General features: G+C 69.7%; 28 protein-coding genes and 2 pseudogenes. 14 read left to right on the top strand and 16 right to left on the bottom strand.

The window, feature by feature from the left end:
* Window positions 1–236: 236 nt before the first annotated feature.
* The 5 genes and pseudogenes from H8R17_RS28330 to H8R17_RS28310 all read left to right on the top strand — a co-directional run.
* Window positions 237–776, top strand: a pseudogene (locus tag H8R17_RS28330) (serine/threonine-protein phosphatase); the annotation flags it as partial.
* Window positions 777–1,235: 459 nt separating this feature from the next.
* Window positions 1,236–1,664, top strand: coding sequence for an STAS domain-containing protein (locus H8R17_RS28325; RefSeq protein ID WP_187826063.1), 429 nt, complete (start codon window positions 1,236–1,238; stop codon window positions 1,662–1,664).
* 95 nt (window positions 1,665–1,759) lie between these two features.
* Window positions 1,760–2,332, top strand: coding sequence for a hypothetical protein (locus tag H8R17_RS28320; RefSeq protein WP_316959550.1), 573 nt, complete (start codon window positions 1,760–1,762; stop codon window positions 2,330–2,332).
* Complete coding sequence (locus H8R17_RS28315) at window positions 2,292–3,077, top strand: ANTAR domain-containing protein (protein ID WP_262505556.1); 786 nt, start codon at window positions 2,292–2,294, stop codon at window positions 3,075–3,077. Before H8R17_RS28320 ends, H8R17_RS28315 begins: the two co-directional genes overlap by 41 nt.
* Window positions 3,078–3,156: 79 nt before the next feature.
* On the top strand, window positions 3,157–3,873 hold the full coding sequence (locus H8R17_RS28310; RefSeq protein WP_187826061.1) for a GAF and ANTAR domain-containing protein: 717 nt from the start codon (window positions 3,157–3,159) through the stop codon (window positions 3,871–3,873).
* A 276-nt stretch (window positions 3,874–4,149) separates the two neighbouring features.
* Here the strand turns inward: H8R17_RS28310 and H8R17_RS28305 are convergent, their stop codons facing one another.
* From H8R17_RS28305 to H8R17_RS28285, 5 genes are all read right to left on the bottom strand, one after another.
* Complete coding sequence (locus tag H8R17_RS28305; protein WP_187826060.1) at window positions 4,150–4,968, bottom strand: SigB/SigF/SigG family RNA polymerase sigma factor; 819 nt, start codon at window positions 4,966–4,968, stop codon at window positions 4,150–4,152.
* Window positions 4,969–5,238: 270 nt separating this feature from the next.
* Window positions 5,239–5,598, bottom strand: coding sequence for an ANTAR domain-containing protein (locus H8R17_RS28300; RefSeq protein WP_187826059.1), 360 nt, complete (start codon window positions 5,596–5,598; stop codon window positions 5,239–5,241).
* Between the two features lie 40 nt (window positions 5,599–5,638).
* On the bottom strand, window positions 5,639–5,995 hold the full coding sequence (locus H8R17_RS28295) for a PRC-barrel domain-containing protein (protein ID WP_187826058.1): 357 nt from the start codon (window positions 5,993–5,995) through the stop codon (window positions 5,639–5,641).
* A gap of 9 nt (window positions 5,996–6,004) precedes the next feature.
* Complete coding sequence (locus tag H8R17_RS28290) at window positions 6,005–6,397, bottom strand: hypothetical protein (RefSeq protein ID WP_187826057.1); 393 nt, start codon at window positions 6,395–6,397, stop codon at window positions 6,005–6,007.
* Between the two features lie 81 nt (window positions 6,398–6,478).
* Window positions 6,479–6,757, bottom strand: a complete 279-nt coding sequence (locus tag H8R17_RS28285; RefSeq protein ID WP_187826056.1) for a hypothetical protein — start codon at window positions 6,755–6,757, stop codon at window positions 6,479–6,481.
* Between the two features lie 708 nt (window positions 6,758–7,465).
* Between H8R17_RS28285 and H8R17_RS28280 the strand changes: the two genes are divergently transcribed.
* The 4 genes from H8R17_RS28280 (at window position 7,466) to H8R17_RS28265 (ending at window position 8,874) form a co-directional block, all read left to right on the top strand.
* Complete coding sequence (locus H8R17_RS28280) at window positions 7,466–7,630, top strand: hydrophobic protein (RefSeq protein ID WP_187826055.1); 165 nt, start codon at window positions 7,466–7,468, stop codon at window positions 7,628–7,630.
* A 93-nt stretch (window positions 7,631–7,723) separates the two neighbouring features.
* Window positions 7,724–7,897 carry a CsbD family protein gene (locus tag H8R17_RS28275; protein ID WP_187826054.1) on the top strand — a complete coding sequence of 58 codons (174 nt, stop codon included), beginning with the start codon at window positions 7,724–7,726 and terminating at the stop codon, window positions 7,895–7,897.
* Between the two features lie 410 nt (window positions 7,898–8,307).
* Window positions 8,308–8,664, top strand: a complete 357-nt coding sequence (locus H8R17_RS28270) for a PRC-barrel domain-containing protein (protein WP_187826053.1) — start codon at window positions 8,308–8,310, stop codon at window positions 8,662–8,664.
* Between the two features lie 39 nt (window positions 8,665–8,703).
* On the top strand, window positions 8,704–8,874 hold the full coding sequence (locus tag H8R17_RS28265) for a hypothetical protein (RefSeq protein WP_187826052.1): 171 nt from the start codon (window positions 8,704–8,706) through the stop codon (window positions 8,872–8,874).
* A 120-nt stretch (window positions 8,875–8,994) separates the two neighbouring features.
* Here the strand turns inward: H8R17_RS28265 and H8R17_RS28260 are convergent, their stop codons facing one another.
* The 9 genes from H8R17_RS28260 to solA all read right to left on the bottom strand — a co-directional run bounded on the left by H8R17_RS28260 (window position 8,995) and on the right by solA (window position 18,603).
* Window positions 8,995–9,978 carry a D-2-hydroxyacid dehydrogenase gene (locus H8R17_RS28260; RefSeq protein ID WP_187826051.1) on the bottom strand — a complete coding sequence of 328 codons (984 nt, stop codon included), beginning with the start codon at window positions 9,976–9,978 and terminating at the stop codon, window positions 8,995–8,997.
* 1 nt (window position 9,979) lies between these two features.
* Complete coding sequence (locus H8R17_RS28255) at window positions 9,980–10,867, bottom strand: aldehyde dehydrogenase family protein (RefSeq protein WP_187826050.1); 888 nt, start codon at window positions 10,865–10,867, stop codon at window positions 9,980–9,982.
* Between the two features lie 357 nt (window positions 10,868–11,224).
* Window positions 11,225–12,505: an FAD-binding oxidoreductase gene (locus H8R17_RS28250; protein WP_187826049.1), complete on the bottom strand. Its 1,281-nt coding sequence runs from the start codon at window positions 12,503–12,505 to the stop codon at window positions 11,225–11,227.
* 72 nt (window positions 12,506–12,577) lie between these two features.
* The gene (locus H8R17_RS28245) at window positions 12,578–13,240 is read right to left on the bottom strand and encodes a haloacid dehalogenase type II (protein ID WP_187826048.1); all 663 of its coding nucleotides are present in this window, start codon (window positions 13,238–13,240) and stop codon (window positions 12,578–12,580) included.
* 70 nt (window positions 13,241–13,310) lie between these two features.
* Entirely contained in the window at window positions 13,311–14,153 is an 843-nt protein-coding gene (locus H8R17_RS28240; protein ID WP_187826047.1) for an ABC transporter permease, read from the bottom strand.
* Window positions 14,150–15,052: an ABC transporter permease gene (locus tag H8R17_RS28235; RefSeq protein ID WP_187826046.1), complete on the bottom strand. Its 903-nt coding sequence runs from the start codon at window positions 15,050–15,052 to the stop codon at window positions 14,150–14,152. The genes H8R17_RS28240 and H8R17_RS28235 overlap by 4 nt, the downstream gene beginning before the upstream one ends.
* Before the next feature lie 2 nt (window positions 15,053–15,054).
* Entirely contained in the window at window positions 15,055–16,200 is a 1,146-nt protein-coding gene (locus H8R17_RS28230) for an ABC transporter ATP-binding protein (RefSeq protein WP_187826045.1), read from the bottom strand.
* On the bottom strand, window positions 16,193–17,284 hold the full coding sequence (locus tag H8R17_RS28225) for an ABC transporter substrate-binding protein (RefSeq protein ID WP_187826044.1): 1,092 nt from the start codon (window positions 17,282–17,284) through the stop codon (window positions 16,193–16,195). Before H8R17_RS28225 ends, H8R17_RS28230 begins: the two co-directional genes overlap by 8 nt.
* A 182-nt stretch (window positions 17,285–17,466) precedes the next feature.
* Window positions 17,467–18,603, bottom strand: a complete 1,137-nt coding sequence (solA, locus tag H8R17_RS28220; protein ID WP_187826043.1) for an N-methyl-L-tryptophan oxidase — start codon at window positions 18,601–18,603, stop codon at window positions 17,467–17,469.
* Between the two features lie 286 nt (window positions 18,604–18,889).
* Here solA and H8R17_RS28215 point away from each other — a divergent pair, with 286 nt between their 5' ends.
* The 4 genes from H8R17_RS28215 (at window position 18,890) to H8R17_RS28200 (ending at window position 22,684) form a co-directional block, all read left to right on the top strand.
* Complete coding sequence (locus H8R17_RS28215) at window positions 18,890–20,491, top strand: PucR family transcriptional regulator ligand-binding domain-containing protein (protein ID WP_187826042.1); 1,602 nt, start codon at window positions 18,890–18,892, stop codon at window positions 20,489–20,491.
* Between the two features lie 93 nt (window positions 20,492–20,584).
* A complete protein-coding gene (locus H8R17_RS28210) occupies window positions 20,585–21,478 on the top strand; it encodes a phosphorothioated DNA-binding restriction endonuclease (RefSeq protein ID WP_187826041.1) in 894 nt (297 codons plus the stop codon).
* Window positions 21,479–21,750: 272 nt separating this feature from the next.
* On the top strand, window positions 21,751–22,002 hold the full coding sequence (locus H8R17_RS28205) for a hypothetical protein (protein ID WP_187826040.1): 252 nt from the start codon (window positions 21,751–21,753) through the stop codon (window positions 22,000–22,002).
* A gap of 157 nt (window positions 22,003–22,159) precedes the next feature.
* Entirely contained in the window at window positions 22,160–22,684 is a 525-nt protein-coding gene (locus H8R17_RS28200) for a DUF5994 family protein (RefSeq protein WP_223125549.1), read from the top strand.
* 65 nt (window positions 22,685–22,749) lie between these two features.
* Here H8R17_RS28200 and H8R17_RS28195 read toward each other — a convergent pair whose 3' ends face one another.
* Together H8R17_RS28195 and H8R17_RS47485 are read right to left on the bottom strand one after the other, a co-directional pair.
* A complete protein-coding gene (locus H8R17_RS28195; protein WP_187826038.1) occupies window positions 22,750–23,148 on the bottom strand; it encodes a DUF5994 family protein in 399 nt (132 codons plus the stop codon).
* A 42-nt stretch (window positions 23,149–23,190) separates the two neighbouring features.
* Window positions 23,191–23,340, bottom strand: a pseudogene (locus tag H8R17_RS47485) (acyl-CoA desaturase); the annotation flags it as partial.
* 517 nt (window positions 23,341–23,857) lie between these two features.
* On the opposite strand from H8R17_RS47485, the gene H8R17_RS28190 reads away from it, so the two are divergent.
* Window positions 23,858–24,205, top strand: coding sequence for a hypothetical protein (locus tag H8R17_RS28190; RefSeq protein WP_187826037.1), 348 nt, complete (start codon window positions 23,858–23,860; stop codon window positions 24,203–24,205).
* Window positions 24,206–24,244: the final 39 nt, after the last annotated feature.

The raw sequence follows: 24,244 nt of genomic DNA, 5'->3' as shown, positions 1-24,244 counted from the left end.
CTCGGACCTGTGCGTTCACGAATCCAGGGCTCGTAGGAACACCCGTGCGGCCCCCCGACGGTCGTCAGGAACACCGCACATGGCAGGTCATCGCTCAGCGCCTCCCCACGACCACGCCCGTGCGCTCGCCCAGCGAGTACGTGCGTTGCGGGAGGACCGCGGGTGGACACGTGAACGGCTGGCCAAGGAAGCAGGCATCGCCAGTCGGTACGCCGGGCCGTTGGAGAGCGAGGGACCTGATCGCCCCGCTGATCGCGGAAGAGGTGGCCGGGGTCGCTGGCCGAGACGTCTCGATCCTGCTGCAGGACTATGGCCAGCTGGTGTTGGTGCCGTTGCCGGGCCGGCGGCTGATGGTCGGCGAGCCCGAGCCGATCGGGGACTCCCCGCCGACACAGCCTTTCTGCACGCGACCACTGTCGAGGTGCCGCAGGGCGACGGCGTCCGGATGTACCTGCCGTTGCTGGACGGCAGCGACCAGGTGGGCGTGATGGCCCTCACCCTGGACACCGTCGATGACGACGACCGGCGGCTGCTGCGCAGGCTCGCCGGCCTGGTCGCCGACATGCTGGTCACCAAGCACAATTACACCGATCAGTTCTTTCCTCGCCCGGCGCCGCGAACCGATGAGCGTGGCCGCGGAGATCCAGTGGTCCCTGCTGCCGCCGCTGGCGATGTCCGTCCCGCAGGTCGCGGTGGCCGGAATCCTGGAGCCCGCCTACGACGTCGCAGGCGACAGCTTCGACTACGCCCTCAACGAGGACATCCTGCACGTGGCCGCCGGCAGCATCGTGCCCAGGCGCGTGCAGGGCTCCTCCGTGCCGGGGTGGCAGTGCACGGGCTGCCCACTCGGGCGTCTTGAGCGTTTCGCCTCCGAATACCGTGCGGTGCCTCGGACATGGCCGGGCCACCGCGTTTTTTGCACCGTCCATATCCTGGGATTGGGCTGTTTCGGACCGTCCGTCACACGACGCGACGACTACGCTGGTGTGTAGACGTCCCAGACCCCGGCGGCACGCTGTTGCTGAACACAGATGGCTGCGGGGTGCGGACTCTTCGTCTGTCACCCGGCGCATCCCTGGAGGGAACTGGGTGGGTCCTCTGTCCGGCTGCGCAGGCTGTCGGACCGGCCGTTGCTCTGCCTCCGCCGAAAATACGCCCCTGCCGGGAGCGCGCCCAGGGGGCCGGAACTCCGGCTCACCGTGCCGCTGCCGGATGGTCTTCCGAACTGAGGCGTCATGCCCCTCTCACAGCTCACCGTCCACCGCCATGACCGAAGGACACGGGCGTTGATCACCCTGTCCGGTGAGATCGACCTCAAATCCGCGCCGTTGGTGCGCGCGTCCCTGGAGCGGTGCCTGCGGGACGGTATCCGCACCATCGACGTCGACCTCACCCCCGTCACCTTCTGCGACTGCAGCGGACTCAACGCATTCCTCCACGCTGCGCAGCAGACCACCGTGGCCGGTGGGACCCTGCGACTGCACTACCCGCCGACGATGCTGGCTCGGATTCTCGACCTCGCCGACTGCGGGTTCCTGCTCCTCGGCCTTCCACCCGGCCACCTGCCACCTCCCCTCGGGGACACCCCGGCCGCTCCCCTTCCGGCCCCGCCGCACCGGTCCGTTCCGCTTGCACCACCTGTTCTCTCGGGAGATGTGCGATGACGGCCGAACCTGGGCGGGGACAGTCACGGAATCCGGGGGACGGCGAGCCCTCAGCCATGGCTCCGGTGCGGTTGCGTCGGCCGAACCGTTGGCTGGTGGAGGGCCTGTGTGAGGATCTGGCGGATCTGTATGCGGAGTCCCGCGCAACGGCGCCGGGTGATCCATACCGCCGTCCCGGCCGCCAGAACTTCCTGAACCGTCTCACCACGGACGTGCGCCGACCGGGATTCGGCATGGTGATCGCCGAGATGGACGGACTGATGGGATGCGCCTTCGGATTCCCGGTACGCGGCGACGGCTCCTGGTGGTTCGGCTTCGACGGAGCATTGCCGCGCAGCATCGGTCAACTCACGGTGTCCGACAGGGCCTTCGCGTTCGGTGACATCCTGATCCGGCCGCACCCGCAGGACCGGGGCCTCGCCCGTCGTGTGCAGGAGCGGCTGCTGACCGACCACCAGGCGTCACTCGGCGCCATGCTGGTGGACCGGGCCGATCGTGCAACCTCCGCTGCGCTCCGCTCCTGGGGGTGGCTGGACATCGGAGAGTTCCGCAGGCCGGCCGGTCCCATCACGTTCCGCGCGCTGGTGTTTCCCGTCGGCGAACGCACCACGGCGAGGCTGGAGGGCCTTGTCACGACGCCTGGAGGCGGTGGCCCGGGTGGGCCCTGACAGCTGGGACAGCCGGTCGACCCGCATTCGGATGCTGGTGGCCGAGGAGGCGGCCCGACGAGGTGCCCGGGTCGGTGTGGTGGACGTGTGCACCGCGGCCGTGGCCGCGCTGCCGGTCGGCGGGGCCGGGCTGTCGGCGATGTCCAAGGCCGCGCCGAGCCACCCGCTGTGCAGCACCGACGACATCAGCGAGCGGTTGGAAGAGCTCCAGCTCACGCTGGGCGAGGGGCCCTGCGTGGACGCCTTCCTGCACGGCTCGGCCGTACTGACACCCGATCTGCTCACCCGTGGCCTGCAGGACCGTTGGATGGTGTTCGCCGAGGCGGCGCTGGAAGCCGGGGCACGCGCGGTGTTCGCGCTCCCTCTGCAGATGGGAGCGATCAGCCCGGGAGTTCTGGACCTGTACGCCCACGTTCCGGTCCGGTTGAACGCAGAGGAACTGGCGGACGCGTTGGCGTTCGCTGATCTCGCGACTCTGGTGCTGCTCGCCGCGGGAATCGACGAGACGGGCGGACCGCGCCGTGGCCCCGTCGAGGACCTTGGCGCGTACCGAGCGGAGATCGACCAAGCCAGCGGCATCCTGACCGTCCAGCTCGGCGTCGGCATCGAAGAAGCCTTCGTCCGGCTCCGCGCGTACGCCTATGCGCAGGGACGCCAGCTCGACGACGTGGCCGCGGACGTGGTGGCCCGTCGGCTCCGTTTCTCACCGGACGCGGAGCCGGACCAGGCCGATGAGGAAACCTGACCGATCGGTGCCGACCGAGAAACGTGCCGTACTTCCCGCCCCTTCAGGCAGGGACTAGTCTCAATCGAGGGTGCCCACGATGGATCAACAGTTTCTGGCCAAGACCTTCGTCGAGCTGGCCGACAATCTGGTCGCCGACTTCGACCTTATCGACTTCCTGCGCCTGCTGACCGACCGCTGCGTCGGCATGCTCGACGCGAGCGCCGCCGGGGTGCTGCTCGCCGACCGGGACGGCAAACTCCGCGTCATGGCCGCCTCCGACGAACAGGTGCGCCTGCTGGAGCTCTTCCAGCTCCAGAACGACGAAGGCCCCTGCCTCGATTGCTTCCGCACCGGCGCGCCGGTGGTCATCCACGACCTGACCCGGGAGGTCGATCGCTGGCCGCGCTTCGTCACGGTGGCCCACCGCAGCGGATTCGGGGCCGTCCAGGCCCTGCCCATGCGCCTGCGGGACGAGACCGTGGGCGCCCTGAACCTTTTCCGCGCCGCGCCCGGCCCCTTCGACCCGCCCGCCACACTCATCGCTCAGGCGCTGGCCGACGTCGCCACCATCAGCCTGCTGCAACAACGCACCGCCCACCGCAGCACGGTGCTCAACGAACAACTGCAGACGGCGCTGAACAGCCGGGTGCTGATCGAACAGGCCAAGGGCAAACTCGCCGAACGCCAGGGCATCGACATGGAACAGGCGTTCAGCGCGCTGCGCGGCTACGCCCGCGCCCACAACCGGCGCCTGGCCGACGTGGCCCGCGCCTTCATCGACGACTCCGAACCCCTCGCCGGGCTGGGGTCCTGACCCACGCCCTGGCGGGGGGGCCGTTACTGCGCTGCACCGTCCTCGATCAGACGATGGTGCAGCCGCCCCGAGTTCCGGTCATGACGTGGATCGCTCGCGTCAGCTCGGTGTTGGTCTTGGTCCAACTCCTGCTCGATGAACGGCGTCCGCAGAGCGAAGGCGATCGTCTGGATGTGGACGAACGGCATCGCCCCTGTCCGCAGGGCACCGCCGGCGACAGGGAACGGCCCACACCGCGCCCTGGCCGTACGGCGCCCCCGTGCACCCGGGACGTCGTCACACGGTCCTTCTGCGATCGTGGGCCTCGGCCATCACCTGGTCGCGCAGGCGCGCACAGGTGCGGGTGATCAGACGGGAGACGTGCATCTGCGAGAGACCGAACTGCCGGCCGATGCGATCCTGCGTCATCTCGCAGAAGAACCTCATGTAGAGGATCTGCCGTTCGCGTTCGGGCAGCGCCCGCAGCAGCGGGCGGAGCGCCTCACGGTTGACAATCACGTCGAAGCCGGGCTCCGTGCCACCGAGAGTATCGGTCAGTGGGTAGCTGTGCTCGGAGCGGCCGGGTACGGCGTCCAGGGACACCGCGGTGAAGCTCTCCCGCGCCCCCTCGCCCAGCCGTACCTCCGCCTCGGTGAGGCCGGTGTGCGCGGCGATCTCGCGGACGGAGGGTTCACGACCGTAGAGCGAAGCGCACTCATTGCCGGCGGTGCGCACCCGGCCGCGCAGCTCCTGTACGCGTCGCGGCACGTGCACGCCCCAGAGGTGGTCCCGGAAGTGCCGTTTCACCTCGCCGACGATCGTCGGTACGGCAAAGCTCGGGAAGGCGGTGCCGCGGCTCGGGTCGAAGCGGGTCACCGCCCTGACCAGGCCGAGTCGGGCGACCTGCTTGAGGTCCTCGAAGGACTCACCGCGGTGACGGAAGCGCCGGGCGAGCCGCACGGCCATCGGCGCCCAGGCGCACACCACCTCCTGCCGCAGCGCGGTCCTCTCCGGGCCGTCCGGCAGGGCGGCGATACGGCGGAACGCGGCATCAGTGTCCGGGGCGTCGTCGTAGGGGGATGTGCTTCGTGGGCTCTGTGTGCGTGCGTACGGCATGGGCACGTGTCTCCCTCATCGGTGGCGTCGCTCACCATGGGAGCCGTCGGACCGCAGCGCACTGGGAGCAGCGACAGCTGCTCCCACGGGCGTGCCTCCGGTCTGAAGCACATCTGGCGGGTTCCCGCAGCGCCCCCTTTCAAACAGGGCTTGGGTGTTTGAGATCCCGAGGCGGGCTACACGACAGAGGCGTCCGACGGCCGTCCTGGACGAAGGCACGGGAGAGTTGAGCTCACAGCTCCCGGTGCCGTCCGCTGGGCGCGTGCGCCGTCATCTCCGGTCCGCCGCATGGAGGCGCGTCAGTGCTCGGCGCAGCTCCCGCTGTATCGGTTCCGGGAGCGTCCGGTCCTTCGTCGTGGCGACCAGGGCCGCGGCCACGTCACGGAGCTTGATGTTGCAGTGCTGCGACACGTCCACCATGAGGTCCCAGGCCCGGTCGTTGGAACACGGCGCCAGGGCCATCACCATGCCGCGTGCCTGGTCGATCACCGCACGGCTCGCCAGCGCCCGCCCCAATTGCTCGTTTCTGACGCGCAGTTCGACGACCTCGGCCAGCAGAGCCGCGTCCTCCGCCGGAGGCACAGCCGTCAACAGCCGCTGTTCTTCACGGGGCGTGGTCACCTGGTCCATGGTCCGTACCTCACAGGGCAGTCATCCCGTCCATAGGTGGTCAGCGGCGCGCCAGTTGCCGTTCTCCGGCCGCACCGGGCTTGTAGGCCAGTCCGTAGTGCTTGAAGATCGCTTCCTCCTGCTCGACGGGCAGGACGTCGTCGGTGCCGATCGAAGGGGCCTGCTTCACCAGCGTTCTGACATAACCGACCCTGAGATAGTCCGGCCCGGCGATCGCGTCATCGAGAGGTACGAAGACCAGACGGTGCCGGGTGGGCAGTCCGGTCCGTACCGTGGCCATGGCCGGCTCATCGGTGGTGGTGTCCACATAGACCGCCTCCAGGACACCGATCTTGTGCGACTCGGCGTCGACGACATCGCGGTTGCGCCATTCTCGGACGTCGGCTGCGTGCATCATGGCCTCTCCCTACCTGGACGACTGGCCTGAGGGTCGTGAGTCGCACCCCTGGTTCTCCGCGTGAAATCGCCGCAGCGTACGACGTAGCGCCCGCTGCATCCGCTCCGGGAGCGGCTTGCCCTCCCAGGCGGCGACCAGGGCCGCGGCCACCTCCGGCAGTCCGGCGTCGCACTGCCGTGAGACATCCACCAGCAGGTTCCTGGCCGCCCCGCGGCGGCAGGGGGTCAGGACCATCATGATGCCGCCAGCCTGGTCGATGACCGTACAGCCCGCCGACGCCTGCCGCAGCTGATCGTTCTCGGCGCGCAGTGCGACGACGTCCTCTCCCGCAGGCGCGTTCCCCCACGTGGCCGCGGCCCGCAGATCCCGCCACGCCTGTTGGATCACGGTTGTGCGTTGCATGGCATGCACCTCTCGACGATCTCGACGTCCGGCCTGGCTGGAGCCGTCCCGGAGCCGGTGGCTGCCGGTCCGCTCCACAGGTCACCTGCGGTGTTCGTGGTCCCGACGGTCCTCGCGCCGCCAGCGCGCCCGGTTCTGACGGCTGTAGCGGCGGTCCCAGCGTTCCCGACGATCCCGGCGCTCCCGGTAGTCCCGGTAGTCCCCGAGATCGGAACTGCCGCTACGGCTCCGGCCTCCGCCACGATCACGGCCGTGGCGGGTGACGGCGTAGACCAGCGCCGCCACGGCCACCCACCAGATGGGATTGAGGAAGCCGAAGCCGAACAGGACCGCGATGAGGACGAGAAGCAGGACGAACACGGAGGGCCTCCCCGGGAGCGGGATACAGCATCGAAACCGGGGACTGGGGCCTCACCCCACAGCGTAGTGCTCCCCGAAGATTGCGTATACCGTGCGACGTCAGCGCTCCTGCCCGGCATGGATGGCTACTTGACACCTGTCGGGGAACTGCTGCGAGGGCTAGCGTGGGACATGCCGCCCCTGCCCCCGGCAGCGTCGCACCGCCAACGCGCTCCCCAGAGGGCGCACCCTGCGCATCGGTGCCGGAACCCGCCGCGTCACGAGCGAGGCCGTTCCCGCACACGCCCATCGTCACGCGATCCCGGCACACCCGATGCACCCCGGGCGGGCACCGATCTGCTGCCCGCCGCGTCGCGCACATCCCACACCAGGCGGTACACATGTACGCGCTGATCGTTCCCGCTTCGACCCCCTTCGTCCTGCTCGCCACCGTGCTGGGCCTGTCCTGGTGGGAGGACCACATCCTGCCGACAGCGCCGGCCGGGCCGGTCGAAGCCCTCGCCGAGGTTGGTTCACCCAGCGGCCCCTGCCCAACTCCAAGACCTCGCCAGTGTCGACGCTGCGTTGACAAGGGAGGATGCCGGGCGTTGACTGGCAGCACGGCGTAGGGCTATGCCACTCCGGATCATTCGGGCGCAGCATTCCACCTTCCCGCTTCGCCCGGACCCCGCGGAATCAAGGAAATCCCCGCGAACTGGAGGTCCGGCGATGTTCTGGTTTCTTCTCCTTCTGCTGATCCTGGTGGTCTTCGGGTTCGGCTTCACGATGCAGATCCTGTGGTGGGTCGCGGCCGTCCTGCTGGTCCTCTGGATCGTCGGCTTCGCCATGCGCGGGCGCAGCGGTGGCCGCCGGTACAGCCGCGGGCGCAGGTAATCCACTCCACGCCCGATCTCACCCCGCGTAAACGACGGGCCTGTACGGCGATCACGCCCGGGAGCCCCTCCAACCGACACACAGAGGACAGTCATGAGCGTCGCACAGACGATCAAGCACAAGACACAGGAATTCAAGGGCCGGATCACCGAAGGCATCGGCCGGACCACCCGCAATCGGCGACTGCAGCGCGAAGGCAGGACCGACCGGGTCTCCGGAAGCCTGAAGCGGGCCGTAGACAAGGCCAAGGACGCTTTCAGGCGCTGACCGCAAACGCCCCGGGTGGTACCCACGTCGCGCGGACACCACCCGGTCGGCCTCAACGCTCAATGAACCGACAGGAATTGACGGAAATGAAGCAGACCAACGTGCGAACCGAGAGCCAAAGAAAGCAGCCATGTTCACCGTCGTGATCAGCGAGGCCACGACCCCACCTGCCAGGGTTCGCGCCGCAGCGTGGTGGTGGCGGAGACGAAGAGGCGCCGCCCTCGCCGTGTTCGGCCTGCCCTTGGTGTGGCTCGGCATCCTCACCGGCGGTCGAAACCCTTGCCGCGAGGGCGCGACGCAGAGATTCCTGGATAACCTGGAAGAACAAGAGGCTACCGAGCTCAGTGGGCTGCGACTGTCCACGGGGGGCGGCTCGCACCGGCCCTGATCAACGGCTCAGGAGGCAGACCATGATCCATGCAGCCGATATCCGCGAGTGGCGCAACCGCAGCGTCGTCGACCCGAAGGGCCACAAGATCGGCGTACTCGAAGCGGTCTACGTCGACACCACCACCGACGAACCGGCCATGGCCACGATCCGCACCGGACTCCCCACCCGCCGCCACCTGGCCTTCGTACCCCTCGACGAGGCGATCCTCGGGCCCGGCTACGTCAAGGTCTCCCACACCAAGACGCTGGTGAAGAAAGCACCCTCACTCGGTATGGACGACATCCTGCCCGCCGAGTCAGAGGAAGCGATCTTCCAGCACTACGACATGCCCTACCAAACGGGCGCAGGCGGCGAGCGGCAGCTCGCGCGCCGCTAGATCGCCCGCGCTCAGCCGCCCAAGGAAGGCATACGCGTCATGGCCCTCTTGCTGTTTCTCGTTCTGGTCGCCGTCGTGCTGGGAATCATCGGAGTGGTGGTGGAGGGGTTGGGTTACTTGTTGATCATCGGCATCGTGGTCCTTGTGGCTGCGCTGGGCCTCGTCGCCGTGCGCTGGTCCCAGCGCACCGGTCGCCGCCCCATCCGATAACGAACGACACCCGGTACTCCGTGGAGGCCCAGAGAGCCGCCAGGCAGCTCCTCCCCCACAGCCGCTGATGCGGCCCCCGACGGTCAACTCGCCGGCCAGGACAGCTCCACGCTCCGCGCATCAGCCGGGGTGTGGCTCGTCCACCACGTACCCTCGCCGCTTGTCGACGACGTTGCGCAGCGGGCGACCCTCGCTGTGGCGGGTGAGGTTGTCGAGGAACACTTCGATGAGCGCCTCCCTCTCGCCGGTGGTCTCGCCCGCCGTGTGCGGGGAGACGATCACACCGGGCATGTCCCACAGGGGTGACTGGACGGGCAGCGGCTCCTGGTTGAAGACGTCCAGGGCGGCACCGGCGAGCCGGCCGTCGGCGAGGTGGCCGATGAGCGCCTTCTCGTCGACGAGGGCGCCCCGGCCGACGTTGATCAGCCGTGCCCCGGGCTTCATCGCCGCCAGCACGGACGCGTCGACCATGCCCCGGGTGTCCTTGGTGAGGGGCGCGGCGAGGACGACGTAGTCGGCCTCGGCCAGGGCGGAAGCCAGCGTGGCGGGGCCGTGCACCGTTGTGAAGTCGGGGTGTTCGGTGCGGGCCGAGCGCCCGGCACCGCGGACCCGCATGCCGGCGGCGCGCAGCAGTCCGGCGATGGCGCGGCCGACGGGCCCCGTGCCCCAGACCAGAACGGTGCGCTCGGTGATGGTGTCACTGGGACGTGGACGCCATTCGCGGCGGCGCTGGTGTTCCCAGGTGCCGGGGAAGTCCTTGGCCAGGGCGAGGATCAGGCCGAGTACGTATTCGGCGGCCGCCCGGTCGTAGACGCCGCGCGCGTTGGTCAACGTGACGCCCGGGTCGTCGACGAGGGCGGGGAAGAGGAAGGAGTCCACGCCCGCGGCGGCCGCGTGGACCCAGCGGGGGGCCTTCTGCGGGTCGTCGGGCCACGACTCGCGGACGGCCGGGGTGATCGTGACCCAGGCCAGGAGGGCGTCGGCGCCCGGGAGGAGCAGGGGCAGCTCCTCCTCGGTCGCGTACACCGTGTCCGCGAGCCGTTCGATGAGTCCTGTGGCGGGAGGCAGATTGCCGCGGTACAGGACGACGAGTCGGTCGGGCATGTCAGGCTCCGGTCGGGATGGCGAGGTACTTGTGTTCCAGGAATCCGTCCATGCCGACGCGGCCGCCCTCCCGGCCCAGGCCGGACTGCTTGACGCCGCCGAAGGGCGCGGCCGGGTTGGAGACGAGTCCGGTGTTGAGGCCGACCATGCCGGTCTCCATGCGCTCGCTGACGCGCAGGGCGCGGTCGAGGCCGCGGGTGAAGACGTAGCCGACCAGCCCCCAGTCGGTGTCGTTGGCGGCGGCGACGACTTCGTCCTCGTCCTCGAAGGTGAGGACGCCGTCCGGGAGCCCGGCCTCGGCGAGGATCGAGGCGAGGGCGAGGGTGGACAGCGGGGTCTGCGGGGCGGGCTTGAGGACCATGGTGCACCCGGCGGCGACGGCCGGGCCGATCTTGCGGGTGCCCATGGCCAGCGGGAAGTTCCAGGGGGTGATCAGCAGGCAGGGGCCGACGGGCTGGCGTGTCACCACGATGCGGTTCCTGCCGTCGGGGGCGAGCGCCATACCGCCGTCGACGCGAACGGCTTCCTCGGAGAACCAGCGGAAGAACTCGGCGGCGTAGGCCACCTCTCCGCGGGCCTCGGCCAGGGGCTTGCCCATCTCCAGGGTCATGAGCAGGGCGAGTTCCTCGGTGCGGGAGATGATGATCTCGTAGGCGCGGCGCAGGATCTCGCTGCGTTCTCGGGGCGGTGTCGCGGCCCAGGCCGGCTGGGCGGCGACCGCCGTTTCCGCCGCCCGCAGGCCGTCGGCGGGGGTGGCGTCGGCGACCGGGCACAACTCTTCTCCGGTCGCCGGATTGTCGACGGGCAGGGTGCGGCCGGACTCCGCGTCCTGCCAGGTCCCGGCGATGTGGAGCTGCTTGGGAACGTCCTGGATGACGGTGGCGGTCATGATGGGTGCTCCTTGGCATCGGGATGCGGAAGGGTGCGGTGACGGTCACGGCAGCCGCCCCGGGCCACGGCGCGTGGCCCTCCGCCTGTCGCCGCCCGGCTGGGGCGGACAGTCTCGCCGGTCGGAGATGCGGGCCGCGGGCGCCGACGGCTGCGGCGCCTGGGGCGTGGGCCGGCAGGCCATGGGCCGGCGGCCGTGCGCCACGACGACCGGCGCGATGCCGGCCTGCCCGGCGTGGAGTGCCGCCGCTCGTGGCTGACAGCCGCCATGGGGGTCGCGGTGTGCGGCGGGCTCGGTGGTGTGCCGGACTCGGACGGCCGGGGGTGACTCGGACGGCCGGGGGTGAAGGGGGGCGTGTCAGCGGATACGGTCCAGCGTCCGGTAGTAGACGCCCGCGAAGGGAAGGAACCACGCGGTGCCGTTGTAGAGGGGGATGCGGGGGGCGGCCAGCCCGCGGACCGGGTTGACATCAGGGTGCCCGTCCATCACCTCTGCCATGACGCGCCCCATGTGCGTGGCCATCTGCACGCCGTGTCCCGCGTAACCCATCGAGTAGTACACGCCGTCGTCCGTCTGCCCGGCGTGCGGAATGCGGTCCATGGCGAAGCCGACCGAGCCGCCCCACACGTACTCCACCGTGGTCCGTGCGAGCTGCGGGAAGACCTCGCGCATCTCACGGGCCAGCACGGCTCCGCTCTTCTTGTCCGACGTGGGGTCGGAGGGTGCGAAGCGGGCACGGCCGCCGAACATCAGCCGGTTGTCCGGGGTGAGCCGGAAGTAGTGGCCGATGTTCTTGGAGTCGACGATGAGGCGGCCACGCGGGATGATCTCGCGGGCGAGTTCCTCACCGAGAGGCTCTGTGACGATGATGAAGCTGCCCACACAGACCTGCTTGCGGCGCAGCCAGGGGAAGGACTTGTCGGTGTAGGCGTCGGTGGCCATCATGACCTGCCCGGCGTCGATCGCACCCCGCTCGGTCAGGACCTGGAACCGGCCGCCCGGGCCGCGCCGCACTCCGGTCGCCGCGTTGCGCTCGTGGATCTCGACACCGGTGCGCTCCGCCGCGTCGGCCATGCCGCGTACGTAACGGCCGACGTGCAGTCCGGCACTGAGCGGGTCGAGCAGGGCACCGTGGTAGGCGTGGGAGCCGATCTCGGACCGCAGCTCGGCCTTGCCGATCAGTTCGGTCTCGTGCCCGAAGTAGCGGGCCAGATCGCGCTGCTGGGCCTGCTTGTGGGCGAAGTGTGCGGGGCGGTGGGCGACGCCCAGGCGCCCGACGCGGCGGAACTGGCAGTCGATGGACTCCTCGGCCACCAACTGCTCGACGGTGTCCACCGCCTTCCCGTAGGAGTTGTAGATCTCGCGGGCCCGCTCGAGTCCGTAGCGGCGAATGGCCTGGCGCACACCGATGGTGAAGCCCAGGTTGCACATGCTGCCGTTGCGCGCGGAGGCGCCGGAGCCGACCTGGCCCTTCTCCACCAGGGTGACGCGGGCGCCCTTACGTGCGGCGTGCAGGGCGGTCGACAGGCCGGTGAGGCCGCCACCGATCACCACCAGGTCGCTGTCCTCGGGCAGCGGCTTGCCGGAGCGGTCGGGGAACGGATCGGCGGTGTCGATCCAGAACGGGATCGTCTTCATGCTCGGTCTCCTGCCGGTGCGGTGTAGGGGGTACTGCCGGCCGGGCACCGGAGGGGGTGCCCGGCCGCGGCGTCAGCAGCCCAGCAGCTCGGGCAGCTCGGTCATGTCGCTGAGCTCGTCGTACTGGTAGGCGGGGGAGCCCGGAAGGCCGTTGCGGTTGATCCACACGACACGCTTCAGGCCCAGGTCGCCTGCCGGGATGATGTCGTACTCCCAGCCCTGGGCGACGTGGACGACCTGCGCCGGGTCGATGTCCATCGTCTTGTACGCGTACTCGAAGGTCTGGCGGTCCGGCTTGTACGCGCGGGCCTGCTCGGCGGTGATGACGTGGTCAAACTCGACACCGATCAGCTCGATGTTCTTCTTGATCAGGTGGTCCTGGGTGTTGGAGATGATGGCGATCTCGTAGCGGGACTTCAGCCGTCGCAGCGCGTCGGGCACTTCGGGGAACGGTCCGAACGTGGGGATCTGGGCGACGATGGCGTCACCGTCGGAGTCCTGGTAGCGCAGCCCGTGCCTGCGCATGGCCTTCTCCATGCTGGAGCGCAGCACCTCGTCGTAGGGCCGGTAGTCCTCCAGCACCGCCTGGAAGCGCATGACGTTGAAGGTGCTGAGGAACTCCTGCGTGTCTACGCCGACTTCCGCGATGCGGTCCCGCAGCAGCTCTTCGGTGGGGGCATTGAGGCGGAAGTCGACCAGTGTGCCGTAGGCGTCGAAGGTGACGATCTCTCGCATGGGAGTCTCCGTTTCCGTTGGGGGTGGTGAGGTGGTGGGCGACAGGGCGGGAGGGGTCCGGTCCGCCCGGTCAGGTGCTGACGGTCTCGACGGTCAGCGCGCCCTGGGCATCCCGGGTGCCGCCGAGCCGCCGTGCTGCCGCGACCAGGGCCAGCGCCAGCACCGAGAGGCCGATGAGGACGGAGCTGATCGCTGTGACCGTCGGGTCCACGTCGAACTGCAGGGCGTTGAAGACCACGATCGGCAGCGTCCGGGTGTCGGCCGTCGACAGGAACTGGGCGATGAAGAACTCGTCGAAACTGGTGATGAAGGAGAACACGGTGGCGGCGATGAGGCCGGGCATGGCCAGCGGGAGGGTGATCCGCCGGGCGATGGTCACCCTCCCGGCCCCCATGCTGGCCGCCGCGTCCTCGAGCCGTTCGTCGATACCGCGCAACGTCGCCATCAGGATGAGTACGGCGACGGGCGCGGCCAGGACCGTGTGGCCCAGGGCGATCGCGAGCGGGGTGCCGAGCATCCCGAGGGGCTCGAAGAGCAGGAACAGGCCGAGCGCGATCACCACCTGGGGGATGAGCAGCGGGGCGAGCACCAGCCCGTACACCGCGGAGCGCAGCGGCAGCCGGCCGCGGGCCAGCGCCAGCGCGGCGGTCACTCCGAGCACGAGGGAGAAAGCCGTGGTGAGGGCCGCGACCAGGCAGCTCAGTCCGATCGCGGTCGGCCAGTTGCTGCCGGGCGCCCCGATCTCCTCGTACCAGCGGGTGCTGAGCTGCTGCGGCGGGAAGTCGCCGAGCCCGTCGGCACCGAAGGACGTGACCACGATGACGATGATGGGCAGGGCCAGGAAGAGCAGGACGAGGGTGGCGCTGACCGAGCGGGCGATGCGCCCGGCCCGGGTGGCGGGCAGTTCCATCATGAGGTGCTCCCCCCTCCGGTGGCCCGGCCGCGGCGCAGCTTGAACAGCCCGACGAGTCCGAGGCCGGCGAAGGTGAGCAGCAGCAGGATGACGCCGAACGCGGCGGCCGAGTTCCACTGGTTCTGCTTCATCACCTGCTGGTCGATGAGGGCCGCGACGACCGTCTGGTGCTCACCGCCCATCAGGGCGGGGGTGATGTAGTAGCCGAGGCAGAGGATGAAGCTGAGCAGCCCCGCGGTGGCGACCCCGCCCGCGACGAGCGGAAAGTACACCCGGCGGAAGATGGTGAACCGTCCGGCGCCGAAGGAGGCGGCGGCCGCCAGGAGCCTGCGGTCGACGCCCCGCATCGCGCTCTGCAGGACCAGCACCGTGTACGGGAGCATCACCGAGGTGGTGCCGATGATGACACCGGTCTCGTTGTAGAGCAGCGAGTACGGCGCACCGGGCGCGTGCACGGCGGTCATCAGGGTGTTCACCATGCCGTGTTCGCCGAGCAGGATGATCCATCCGTAGGTGCGGACCAGTGCGCTGATGAAGTGCGGTACCACCACGATCAGCATGGCCAGTGTGGCGAACACCGGCCGCATCCGGGCGATGGCATGGGCGAGTACGAAGCCCACCACCAGGCTGGCGAGGGCCGTCTCCGCGGAGATCCGCAGCGTGGTGAGCAGCACCGACAGGTTGACGCCGCTCAGCGCGTCGGCGTACCAGTGCAGCGTGAATCCGCCCGTGTCGTCTTCCAGGCTGAGCGAGAGGATGCCGATGATCGGATAGACGAAGAGGACGAGCAGGAAGACGGTCACCGGGACGGCGTTGAGCAGTGCGACGCGTACCCGTTGCCCGCGCAGGGAAGCCGGCGTGCGGCGGGCCGGGGCCGGGGCGAGAGTGGTGCCGGCCATGGTCATCCCCCTTCCGTGTCCGTGAAGACACTGACGTCGTCGCGGTTCGCGGTCAGAAAGACCCGCTCCCCGGTGCGCGGGGGGTCGGTCGAGGTCGTTTCCACGCGCAGCGGTGGCGTGCCGGGGGCCGCTCCGTCCGGCCGTACGGTGACCCGGACCAGGGTGCCGACGTAGACGACCGTCTCGACGGTGCCGGTGCAACAGCTCTCGTCGGAGGGGCCCAGCCGGAACTTGCCGGGCCGGACGGCGACGCGGACCGGCTGTCCGGGGACGCACGGTCGGTGGCGGGCCGTCAGCAGGCCGCCGGTGTCGAGCCGGATGTCGGCGCACCCGTCGTCACCGGGCGCCTCGACCTTTCCGGTGAGGAAGTTGGCGGCCCCGAGGAAGTCCGCGACGAACGGGGTGCGGGGTTGCTCGAAGAGCCCGCGGGGGGTGTCGAACTGCTCGATACGGCCGTCCTGCATGACAGCGATGCGGTCGGACAGGACCAGGGCCTCTTCCTGGTCGTGGGTGACGTATACGACGGTCAGGCCCAGCTCACGCTGGATGGACTTGATCTCGGTCTGCATCTGGTCGCGGAGCTTCTTGTCGAGCGCGCCGAGCGGTTCGTCCATCAGGACGACCGGCGGCCGGTAGACGAGGACCCGGCACAGGGCGACGCGCTGCTGCTGCCCGCCGGACAGTTCGCGGGGGCGGCGGCGGGCGAAGCCGGAGAGCCCGGTCGCCTCCAGGGTTTCGCCGACCCGGCGCCGTATCTCGGCCTTGGGCAGGCCTCGCAGCTGGAGCGGGAAGGCGACGTTCTCGCCGACGGTCATGTGGGGGAAGAGCAGGTACTGCTGGAAGACGAAACCGAAGTCGCGTTTGGCCGGGTTGAGCCGGGTCACGTCACGGCCGTCCACCGTGACGGTGCCGGAGTCGGGCTCGGTGAAGCCGGCCAGCATCATCAAGGTGGTGGTCTTGCCGGAGCCCGAGGGGCCGAGGAAGGTGACGAACTCGCCCGCCGCGATGTCCATGTCGATGCCGTCGACGACGGTCGTGCCGCGGTAGGCCTTGCGCAGCGCGGCGACGGACAGGGACTGCCCGGTCCGCCGGGTCTGCGGCGTCCCGGCGGACGCGGCGGGGGTGAGAAGTCCTGTGTGCTCACTCATGCGCCCACTCCTGCCAGCGCTTGGCGACGGAGTCCTGGTTCTTGTCCCACCACTCGACATCGAGGTCGAACCCGGTCTTCAGATGCTCGGGCGAGGTGGGCAGCCTGGCCCGGACGTCGTCCGGGAGGGCCTTCACGGCGGCCGGAACGACGGGACCGTGCGGGAAGATCCTGGAGAACGCGGCCTGGACTTCGGGGCGGAGGGAGAAGTCGATCAGCTGGTACGCCGCATCGATCTTGTCCGTACCCTTGGGGATGGCCCACCCGTTGGTGTGCCGGCGGGCGCCGTTCCACTCATAGGCGATCGGTTGGCCCTGCCGGATCAGGTCATCGGCACGGCCGGTCCACAGACTGGTCATGACGACCTCCTTGCGGCCGAGCATCACGGCCGGCAGAGCGCCGGTGTTCCAGAACTTCTTGATGTCGCCGCGCACCCGGGACAGCGAGGCGAAGGCCCTGTCCACGTCGATGGGGTACAGGTCGTCGAGTGCCACGCCGTCGGCGAGCAGGGCGAATTCCAGCTCGGGAATGTCGGCGTCCAGGCTCTGCAGGGAACGCGGGCCGCTGAAGGACTGCGTGTTCCAGAAGTCCGCCCAACTCTTCGGCTCTCGCTGCAGACTGTCGGTGCGGTAGGCCATCAGGCTCGCCCACACGTTCTTGCCGATGGCGTGTTCGGTGAGGAGATGACCGGGGATGCCCGCACCCTTGGCATGCTTCAGCCGGTCGTAGTCCAGGATCTGCAGGGTGTTCGCGCGGACCATCTTCGGGAAGACCAGCATGGAGTTGTCGATCAGGTCGAACTGCGGCCGGCCCTGTTTGATCTGCGCCATGAGCTGCGCGGACTGGTAGTTGACCGTGCTGATCGCGATCCCGGTCTCCTTGGTGAACGGTTCGTAGATCGCCTTCGCGAGGGCTTCGTGGTAGGAGCCACCGCTGTTGCTGACGACCAGCGACTTCTTGCCGCCCGACGAGCCGCGGCTTTCGCCTGTACCGATGAGGGTGCCGCAGCCGGCCACTGACGTGGCGGCGGCCAGAGCACCCGCGGTGCGGAGTATGGTCCTGCGTCCTATCCGGCTGCCTTCCATGGCGGGGCCTCCTGGAGATCGGTGTGGATACGGGGAATCCGAGGTGCAGGGATGTGCGGGTCCGGGGACATGGGTGTCCTGGGACATGTCTCTTGGGGGGACGGGTGTCCGTGGGCGGGGCGTCCGTGGGCGGCGGTGTCCCTGGACGGGCGGGCTGGGGAACGTATCGGGAACCGCGAGTCTCAGGCCGCGCCGAGTCCGGCCGGTGCGAAGAAGCCGATGGGGTGATCCGTGGTGCCGCCCAGCGCAAGGTCGGCGGCGATCTCGCCCATGGCGGGCGAGAGCTTGAAGCCGCTGCCGGAGAATCCGGCCATGACGACGATGTCGTCCTCGCCTGGAAGTTGACCGACGAGCGGGTTTCCGGACTCGGTGTAGCCCTCCATGTAGACCGACAGCCTTATGGGGTCGGGGTTCAGATCGGGCATCAGTTCACGGATGAGCTGGCGGAAGGCGTCGAGTTCCGCCGGGCGGACCGTACGGTCGAGCTGTTCGGGGTCGGGAACCGGCAGATGGCGTGCGGGGGAGAGGCCGAGCTTGACGGAGATGCCGTCGGGCGACGGCAGTCCGTAGCAGTCGTGGGGTGTGCTGCGGACGAAGGCGGGGGCGCCGCCCGCGAACCAGTCGTGGCGGGTGGGGACGTGCCACGAGCTGATCAGCCGGCGGATGTCGACCGTCCGCGGAAGGTCGGGGAGCAGTGTGTTGATCCAGGGGCCCGCGGTCACCACCGCGGCGTCCACATGGTCGGTGCCGTGGTCGGTGACGATGTCCACGCCGCCGCCCGCCGCGGGCACGACCTCCCGGACCGGGGTGTACCGGTGCACACGGGCGCCCAGCTCTTCGGCGCGCCCGGCAGCGGCCTGGACCGACGCCTCGGGCCTGATGATGCAGCCCATCCGGTCGAGTACGGCGGTGTGTCCCTCCGGGAGACGGTGCTGCGGGTAGCGGCTGGCCAGGTCCGCCCGGTCCAGCACCTCGTGATCCAGCTGATGGGTGGCGCTGGAGGAGAGGAGGAGACGCATGGAGGGTGAGGCGGATTCCCCCATCACCAGGCAGCCGCTGCGGCGTCGCAGCGAACGGCCCGTTTCCTGCTGGAGCCCGTCCCACAGGTGATCCGCGAGCCGCAGCAGCGGAATGTACGCGGGCTCACCGAGGTGGACGGCGCGGAAGATGCGGGTCTCGCCCCCTGCCGCGCCACGGTCGTGACCTGGCGCGTACCGGTCGTAACCGATGACCTCGGCGCCGCGGGCGGCCAGTCGCCACATGGCCTGGCTGCCCATGCTGCCGACACCGATCACGGCGACGCGCTTCGGGGTGCTCATGGGCGCTCCTTCTGCCGAGGGCGGCTGGGGGAAATCGTGCGGCCGGCACTCGTGCGGCCGGTGAGATCCGGGCCCTGCTGGGATGACGTTCACTCTCGCCTCGGCCGACATCGCAGGTCAACACACACTCTGTTCCACCACGGGGCCTCCTCGGGACAGTCTGTCGAAGCGGACGGACCGTCTCCGAGAATTAACAGCGCCCCCTTGCCACGGAGACGACCCGGTGCGATGGTGACCCTCGATGTCACGGAGACAAGCACCACATACGCTCCCGAAACACCTCTCGATGAGGCGCTTCATCACCATCAGGGACGTCCTGCGCCTCCCCGTGCTCGTCGAAGGGATGCCACGGGTGCTGGCCGGTGAGTCACGGCTGGACCGTGCGGTGCGGTGGGTGCATGTCACCGAACTGCTCAATCCGGCGAACTTCCTCGAGGGGGGCGAGCTGGTACTGACGACCGGCATGCCGTATCCCGAGGACACCTCGAAGCTGCGTGACTACGTCGACCAACTCGCCGACGTCGGAGCGGCCGGCCTGATCGTGGAACTCGGCTACCGCTACCAGAAGGTGCCCGAGCAACTGGTCGCGGCCTGCCGCGCACGCGATGTGCCGCTGGTCGAGCTCGCCCGCGGCGTCCGGTTCATCGACGTCACCCAGACGGTGCACGCCCTCATCCTCGACGCCCAGGGCGAACTGCTGCGCCGCGGCAGGGACATCCAGGACATCTTCACCGCCCTGACGCTGCGCGGCGCGACTCCCGAGGAAGTGGTGCACACCGCCGCGGAGCTCACCGGAGCCCCCGTGGTGCTCGAGGACCTGGCCCACCGGGTCATGATGTGTGAACTGCTCGGTCGGCCGTACGAGCCGGTGGTGTCGGCCTGGTCGCGGCGTTCCCGAGCTGCACCGACCCTCGAGAAGGTCGCGCCGAGCGGCCCGGAGGGCTGGCTGATAGCCCCGGTGGAGGACCACCAAGGGCTGTGGGGACGGCTGATCCTGCTGGACAGCCGGCAGAGCCCGGATGCCGATCCGGAAGCCGTCCTGGTGCTCGAGCGTGCGGTGGTCGCTCTGACCATGGCCCGCTTGGCCGGACCGGCCTGGTGGGAGCGACGGGCCCACCGCTCCGTGCTGCGGGATCTGTGCGAACGGCGCTTCCGTTCTCCCGCGGACGCCCGAGCCCGCGCCGAGGCGCTGGGGCTGCCTTCCTTCGGGCACCGGCTGTTCGCCGTACTGATCCGCCATACCAGGATCGGCGGCGAGGATGAGCATCTCGACGAACGGATCGCGAAGGAACTGGAGCGGACCGGGGTACGCGCACTCGTCGGTGAGACGGCACCGGGCCGGATCGGTGTCCTCCTCGCGCTGGCGCGGGCCAGCGCCTGGCAGCCGGTCGCCGAGCGGATCGGCCGTCTCGCACACGAGGAGCTCGGCCCGGACTCCGTCGTCGCGGTCGGCCCCGGCGTGACCGACCTCTCCGGGATCGCCCGGTCATGGCAGGAGGCCGAGGAGACCGCCGACGCCATCGTGCCGGGATCCCCGGACCGGCGGTTCTACGTTCCCTCCGACATCGGGCTGCCGGAACTGCTGGGCGTACTGAGTGACGACACCCGCCTCCAGCGGTACGCGGAACGCCGGCTGACGCGCCTCATCGAGCACGACGACCGCAATGGCGGCGACCTGCTCGCCGCGCTGCGCGCCTATGTGACAGCGGCCGGGAACAAGTCGGTCGCGGCGAAACAGGCCGGAATGTCCCGCCAGGCCTTCTACCAGCGTCTCCACACCATCGAACGGCTCCTGGGATGCGACCTGGAATCGGGCCTGCAACGCACAGGCTTGCATGTCGCGCTGCTCGTCCTGGACTCGCGCGGACGAGCGGCTCCTGGCATCTGACGGGCGCTCCCCGCAGCAGCGCCACGGCATGGGCACCTGCACCTGCAGGCCTGCACCCCTGCCTGCGGCAACGCGTCGCTACGATCATGGGTCATGGATTGGCTGGAGCGCGCCGCGAGTCTGAGGCAATGGAGCCGGGATGGGGTACGGGCACCGCACAAGCCGTTACTGCTGCTGTACGCGCTGGGCCGTTTCCAGGCCGACGCCGAGGGCGAGTTGCGCTACAGCGCGGTGGAAGCCGATCTGAAGCAACTGCTGGCGGAGTACGGCCCCGCGCGCGGGACCACCCCCGCCTACCCCTTCCACCACCTGGCCAACGACGAGGTGTGGGAGGTACGCACCGACCGCGGCCCCGGCAGCCCCGGCACCGCCGTCACGGAACTGCGGGCCAGCGGCGCCACCGGGCGCCTGGCCCCCGACCTGCGCGCGGCACTGCGCCGCGAGCCCTCCCTCGTGGGCCGCATGGCAAGGGTCCTGCTGGACCTGCATTTCCCACCCTCACTCCACCCGGACCTATGCGATGCAGTCGGCCTGGAACCGGAGCTGGCGGAGACCGACGCCGTCACCGCCCCCGAGCGACGCCAGCGCGACCGCCGTATGCGGGAGTTGGTCCTGACCGCCTACGAGTACCAATGCGCCTTCTGCGGCTACGACGGCATGATCGGCACCGCGCCCGTAGCGCTGGAGGCCGCACACGTGCGCTGGTGGGCCTACGACGGCCCGGACGACGTCGACAACGGTCTGTGCCTGTGCTCCCTGCACCACAAGCTCTTCGACAAAGGCGTCCTCGGCATAGGCGACAGCCACCGCGTCCTGGTCTCCCAGCACTTCGTCGGCCGCAGCCCCGCCGCCCGCGACCACGTCACCGCACTCGCCGGCCGCCCCCTCATCGGCCCCCAGCCCGGCATCCGGCCCGTCGCAGCGACCCACCGCACCTGGCACACCAGCCAGGTCTTCAAGGGCTCCCCACGCCCCAACGCCGCCTGACTTCGTTGTGCCCGAACATCGTCGGCCAAGAGCCTGTCAGCGGGCTCCCCAACCGAAACCGTTTGCTACGGGTCCGTACGGACTCCAACCCTTCAGGTATGGCTTCAGGTCCTCCGGTCCTGGCTCCTTCGGCGTCGGCATGGCCGGTAGCAGCAGTTACTCCGCGGCCCACGGCGGCCGGAAAGCTCGCCGGTCACACCGGGGGCTCCGGGGCATGCCGGAGTAGAGTGAAAGATCCGGTCCGCTGAGCTGTGCCCAACAACGAGGTCGCCATGCCGCCCACGGAAACACCCCCGGACGGCCACGCCGAGGTTCGCGTCGTCGCCGCATCCCCCGAGGTCGCCCGCCGCATCGCGGAGGTTCTCCGCCACTGCTTCGCCGCCACCGAGCAGCGCAGCTATCCCGCGGACACCGAGGGAGGAACCCGCCTCCAGCTCACCGTGGACACCACCCGCCCGGCAGAACCGGCACGGTCCTGGCTGGAGACCAGCCGCTCCTCGGAGGACGACCGTCGACGGCAGTGAGCCGACGTCCAGGAACGGTCCGTTCGGCCTCTTCACGGAGTAGCGTGAACTCATCGGGAGCATTTCGCACACCGGTCCCGATGCCGGTGTCGTTCCCGGTGAGCGACGACCACCGGCCAACTGCCCACGCGCAGAGGTCCGGAGACGGGTTCGCGCGATGTCCGCGACCACCGACCATCCCCCGCTACGGGCCGTACCCTTCAGGGCCCCGACCGCGCGCCTCGCACTGAAACCCGTGAGTCCCTCAGCAGGGCACGTCGAGTTGGACGGCGCCTGGTGGCCTCGTTCACGTGACCTGACACACGAGCTCGCCGCTCTGGCGGACGTACTGGATCCGCTGTGGGGACGGATCACCCGTATCGCCGTCAACTCGCGCTACTGGCCGATCATCCCGCGCAAGATCTCGGTCAACGGCCATGTGGTGAAGGTCGGTTGGTTCACGTCGGAGCAGGATCCGCACAAGATCCTGCTGCTGTCCTACACAGCGGGCCGCTGGGACCTCCTGGTGATACCCCCGGAGACCAGTGCGCCCTCGGCCGCCTGGCTGATGGCTGCCGCGAGCGCGAGCACCGGCCCGCGGCTGACCGCGACCGCCCTCATGACGGCGGAACAGGCCGACGGCACTTCCTCGTCGTACGAGGCCACCACCGGCCGGCCCGGCCGACGGGCGGTGGGGATGTGACGGTCCACGCCGCCCTGGCCGTCAGTGCCCTGATGTTCGCCGGGCAGTCCGTTGGGGAGGCCGGATCAGACGTGACCACCTGCCGCGGCCGCCATGAGCGGTTCCGCGGCCTCCTCGGTCGTATCCGGCGGCACGACCAGCAGGTCCCAGCGGCCCCGGCCGGGAGCGAGCAGGACGACGGTGTGCGGGGCGGATGCCGCCAGGGTCCTGCGCAGACGTACGACCTGGTTGAAGACGAGCATCCGGCCGGGCGTCGCGGACCACTTCGCCCCGTTGACGGTAACGCTGCTGATGTGGCCCCACGCACCCGGCAACCCGGCGAGCAGTCGCGGGAGTTCCGCGATCAGGTCGTACGAACGAGGCCACCACGCGCCGTGGACGGGCCGGGGCAGACCGCCGCGGGGCGCCAGGCGCAGGCGGAGGGCGGGGTGGGAGGGAAGCGGGGGCTGCAGTGCGGTGGTCATGAAGTCTCCTGCCAACTGCCGTACGCGGTTGAGTGGTTGACGTCAGACACGACGGGCGGCGACGCGGGCCCGCGTCGGCCAGCGCGCCTCGTACACCCAGCCGAGGCATTCGAGGAGGCGGATGACGGCGGCCGACGGGTCGATCTGGCCGCGGTCGACGCCGTGCCGGGCCCGGGTGGGGTCGGCGTGGTGGAACTGAGCGACATACGGAGCTCCTCGGCCTCGGTGCGGGTGGCGCGGCCGGGGTCACGGGCTGCCCCTGTGATGGGAGTCGCGAGGACGGGGCCGGTTCGGACACCGGCATACGAACGGTCCTCGTTTCCTCCACCGTACTCCCGCACGCTCCGGAACGAGGCGGGCCGGATCGATTGGCCACCGCGTTGACACGGCCCGTCGCCGGACGTTGACTGGCGGCACGGCGTAGGGCTATGCCGCTCCGGAACACGGGGCGAAGCATTCCTCCTTCCCGCCTCGCCCAGGCCCCGCGGGAACCCACCTACCGGACACCAGCGAAGCCGACCATGACCGTTGAACGGTCCATCAGGAACAGGGCAATGACGATGAAGGGCAGGATCACGAAAGACCTCGGCCGGGTCACTCGCGACAGGCGACTGCAGCGCCGGGGCAGGATCGACCGGGTCTCCGGAAGCCTGAAACAGGCCGTCGAGAAGACCAAGGACGCCTTCAGGCGCAACGGAAGCGGCACTCGATGATGTACGACCAGTCACGCGCCCAGCAGCCCGCGGGCCAAGCCCGGGGCCCCGCCGAACGCCGTACCCCGGGCCCGGAGCCGCTGCTCCCGTCGGCCGAACGGGACAAGATCGTCCTGTGCCTCCGGCACGCCCTCAACGCCTTCGCCGACACCCCGCGCGAGGCGCTGGAAGAGGCCGAGAGCGCCTACGACGAAGCCATCGCCCAGCTCGTGAGCGCCCTCGCAGAACGGCGGCGGGTCCTGCGCGCCGGGTGGCAGGACCGGGACCCCGAGACACAGTCCGACGAACTCCGGCACGCGCTGAGGCAGTACCGGGAGATCACCCAGCGGCTGCTCCACCTCTAGGCGGCCTCAGGTCCGCGCTGCGGCGGAGCGCGGAGTAGT

Origin of the sequence: Streptomyces sp. TRM68367 (assembly GCF_014495685.1) — a bacterium.
Taxonomy (GTDB): domain Bacteria; phylum Actinomycetota; class Actinomycetes; order Streptomycetales; family Streptomycetaceae; genus Streptomyces.
Note: the sequence above shows the minus strand (reverse complement) of the source record. Positions and strands in the feature narration are given on the sequence as shown.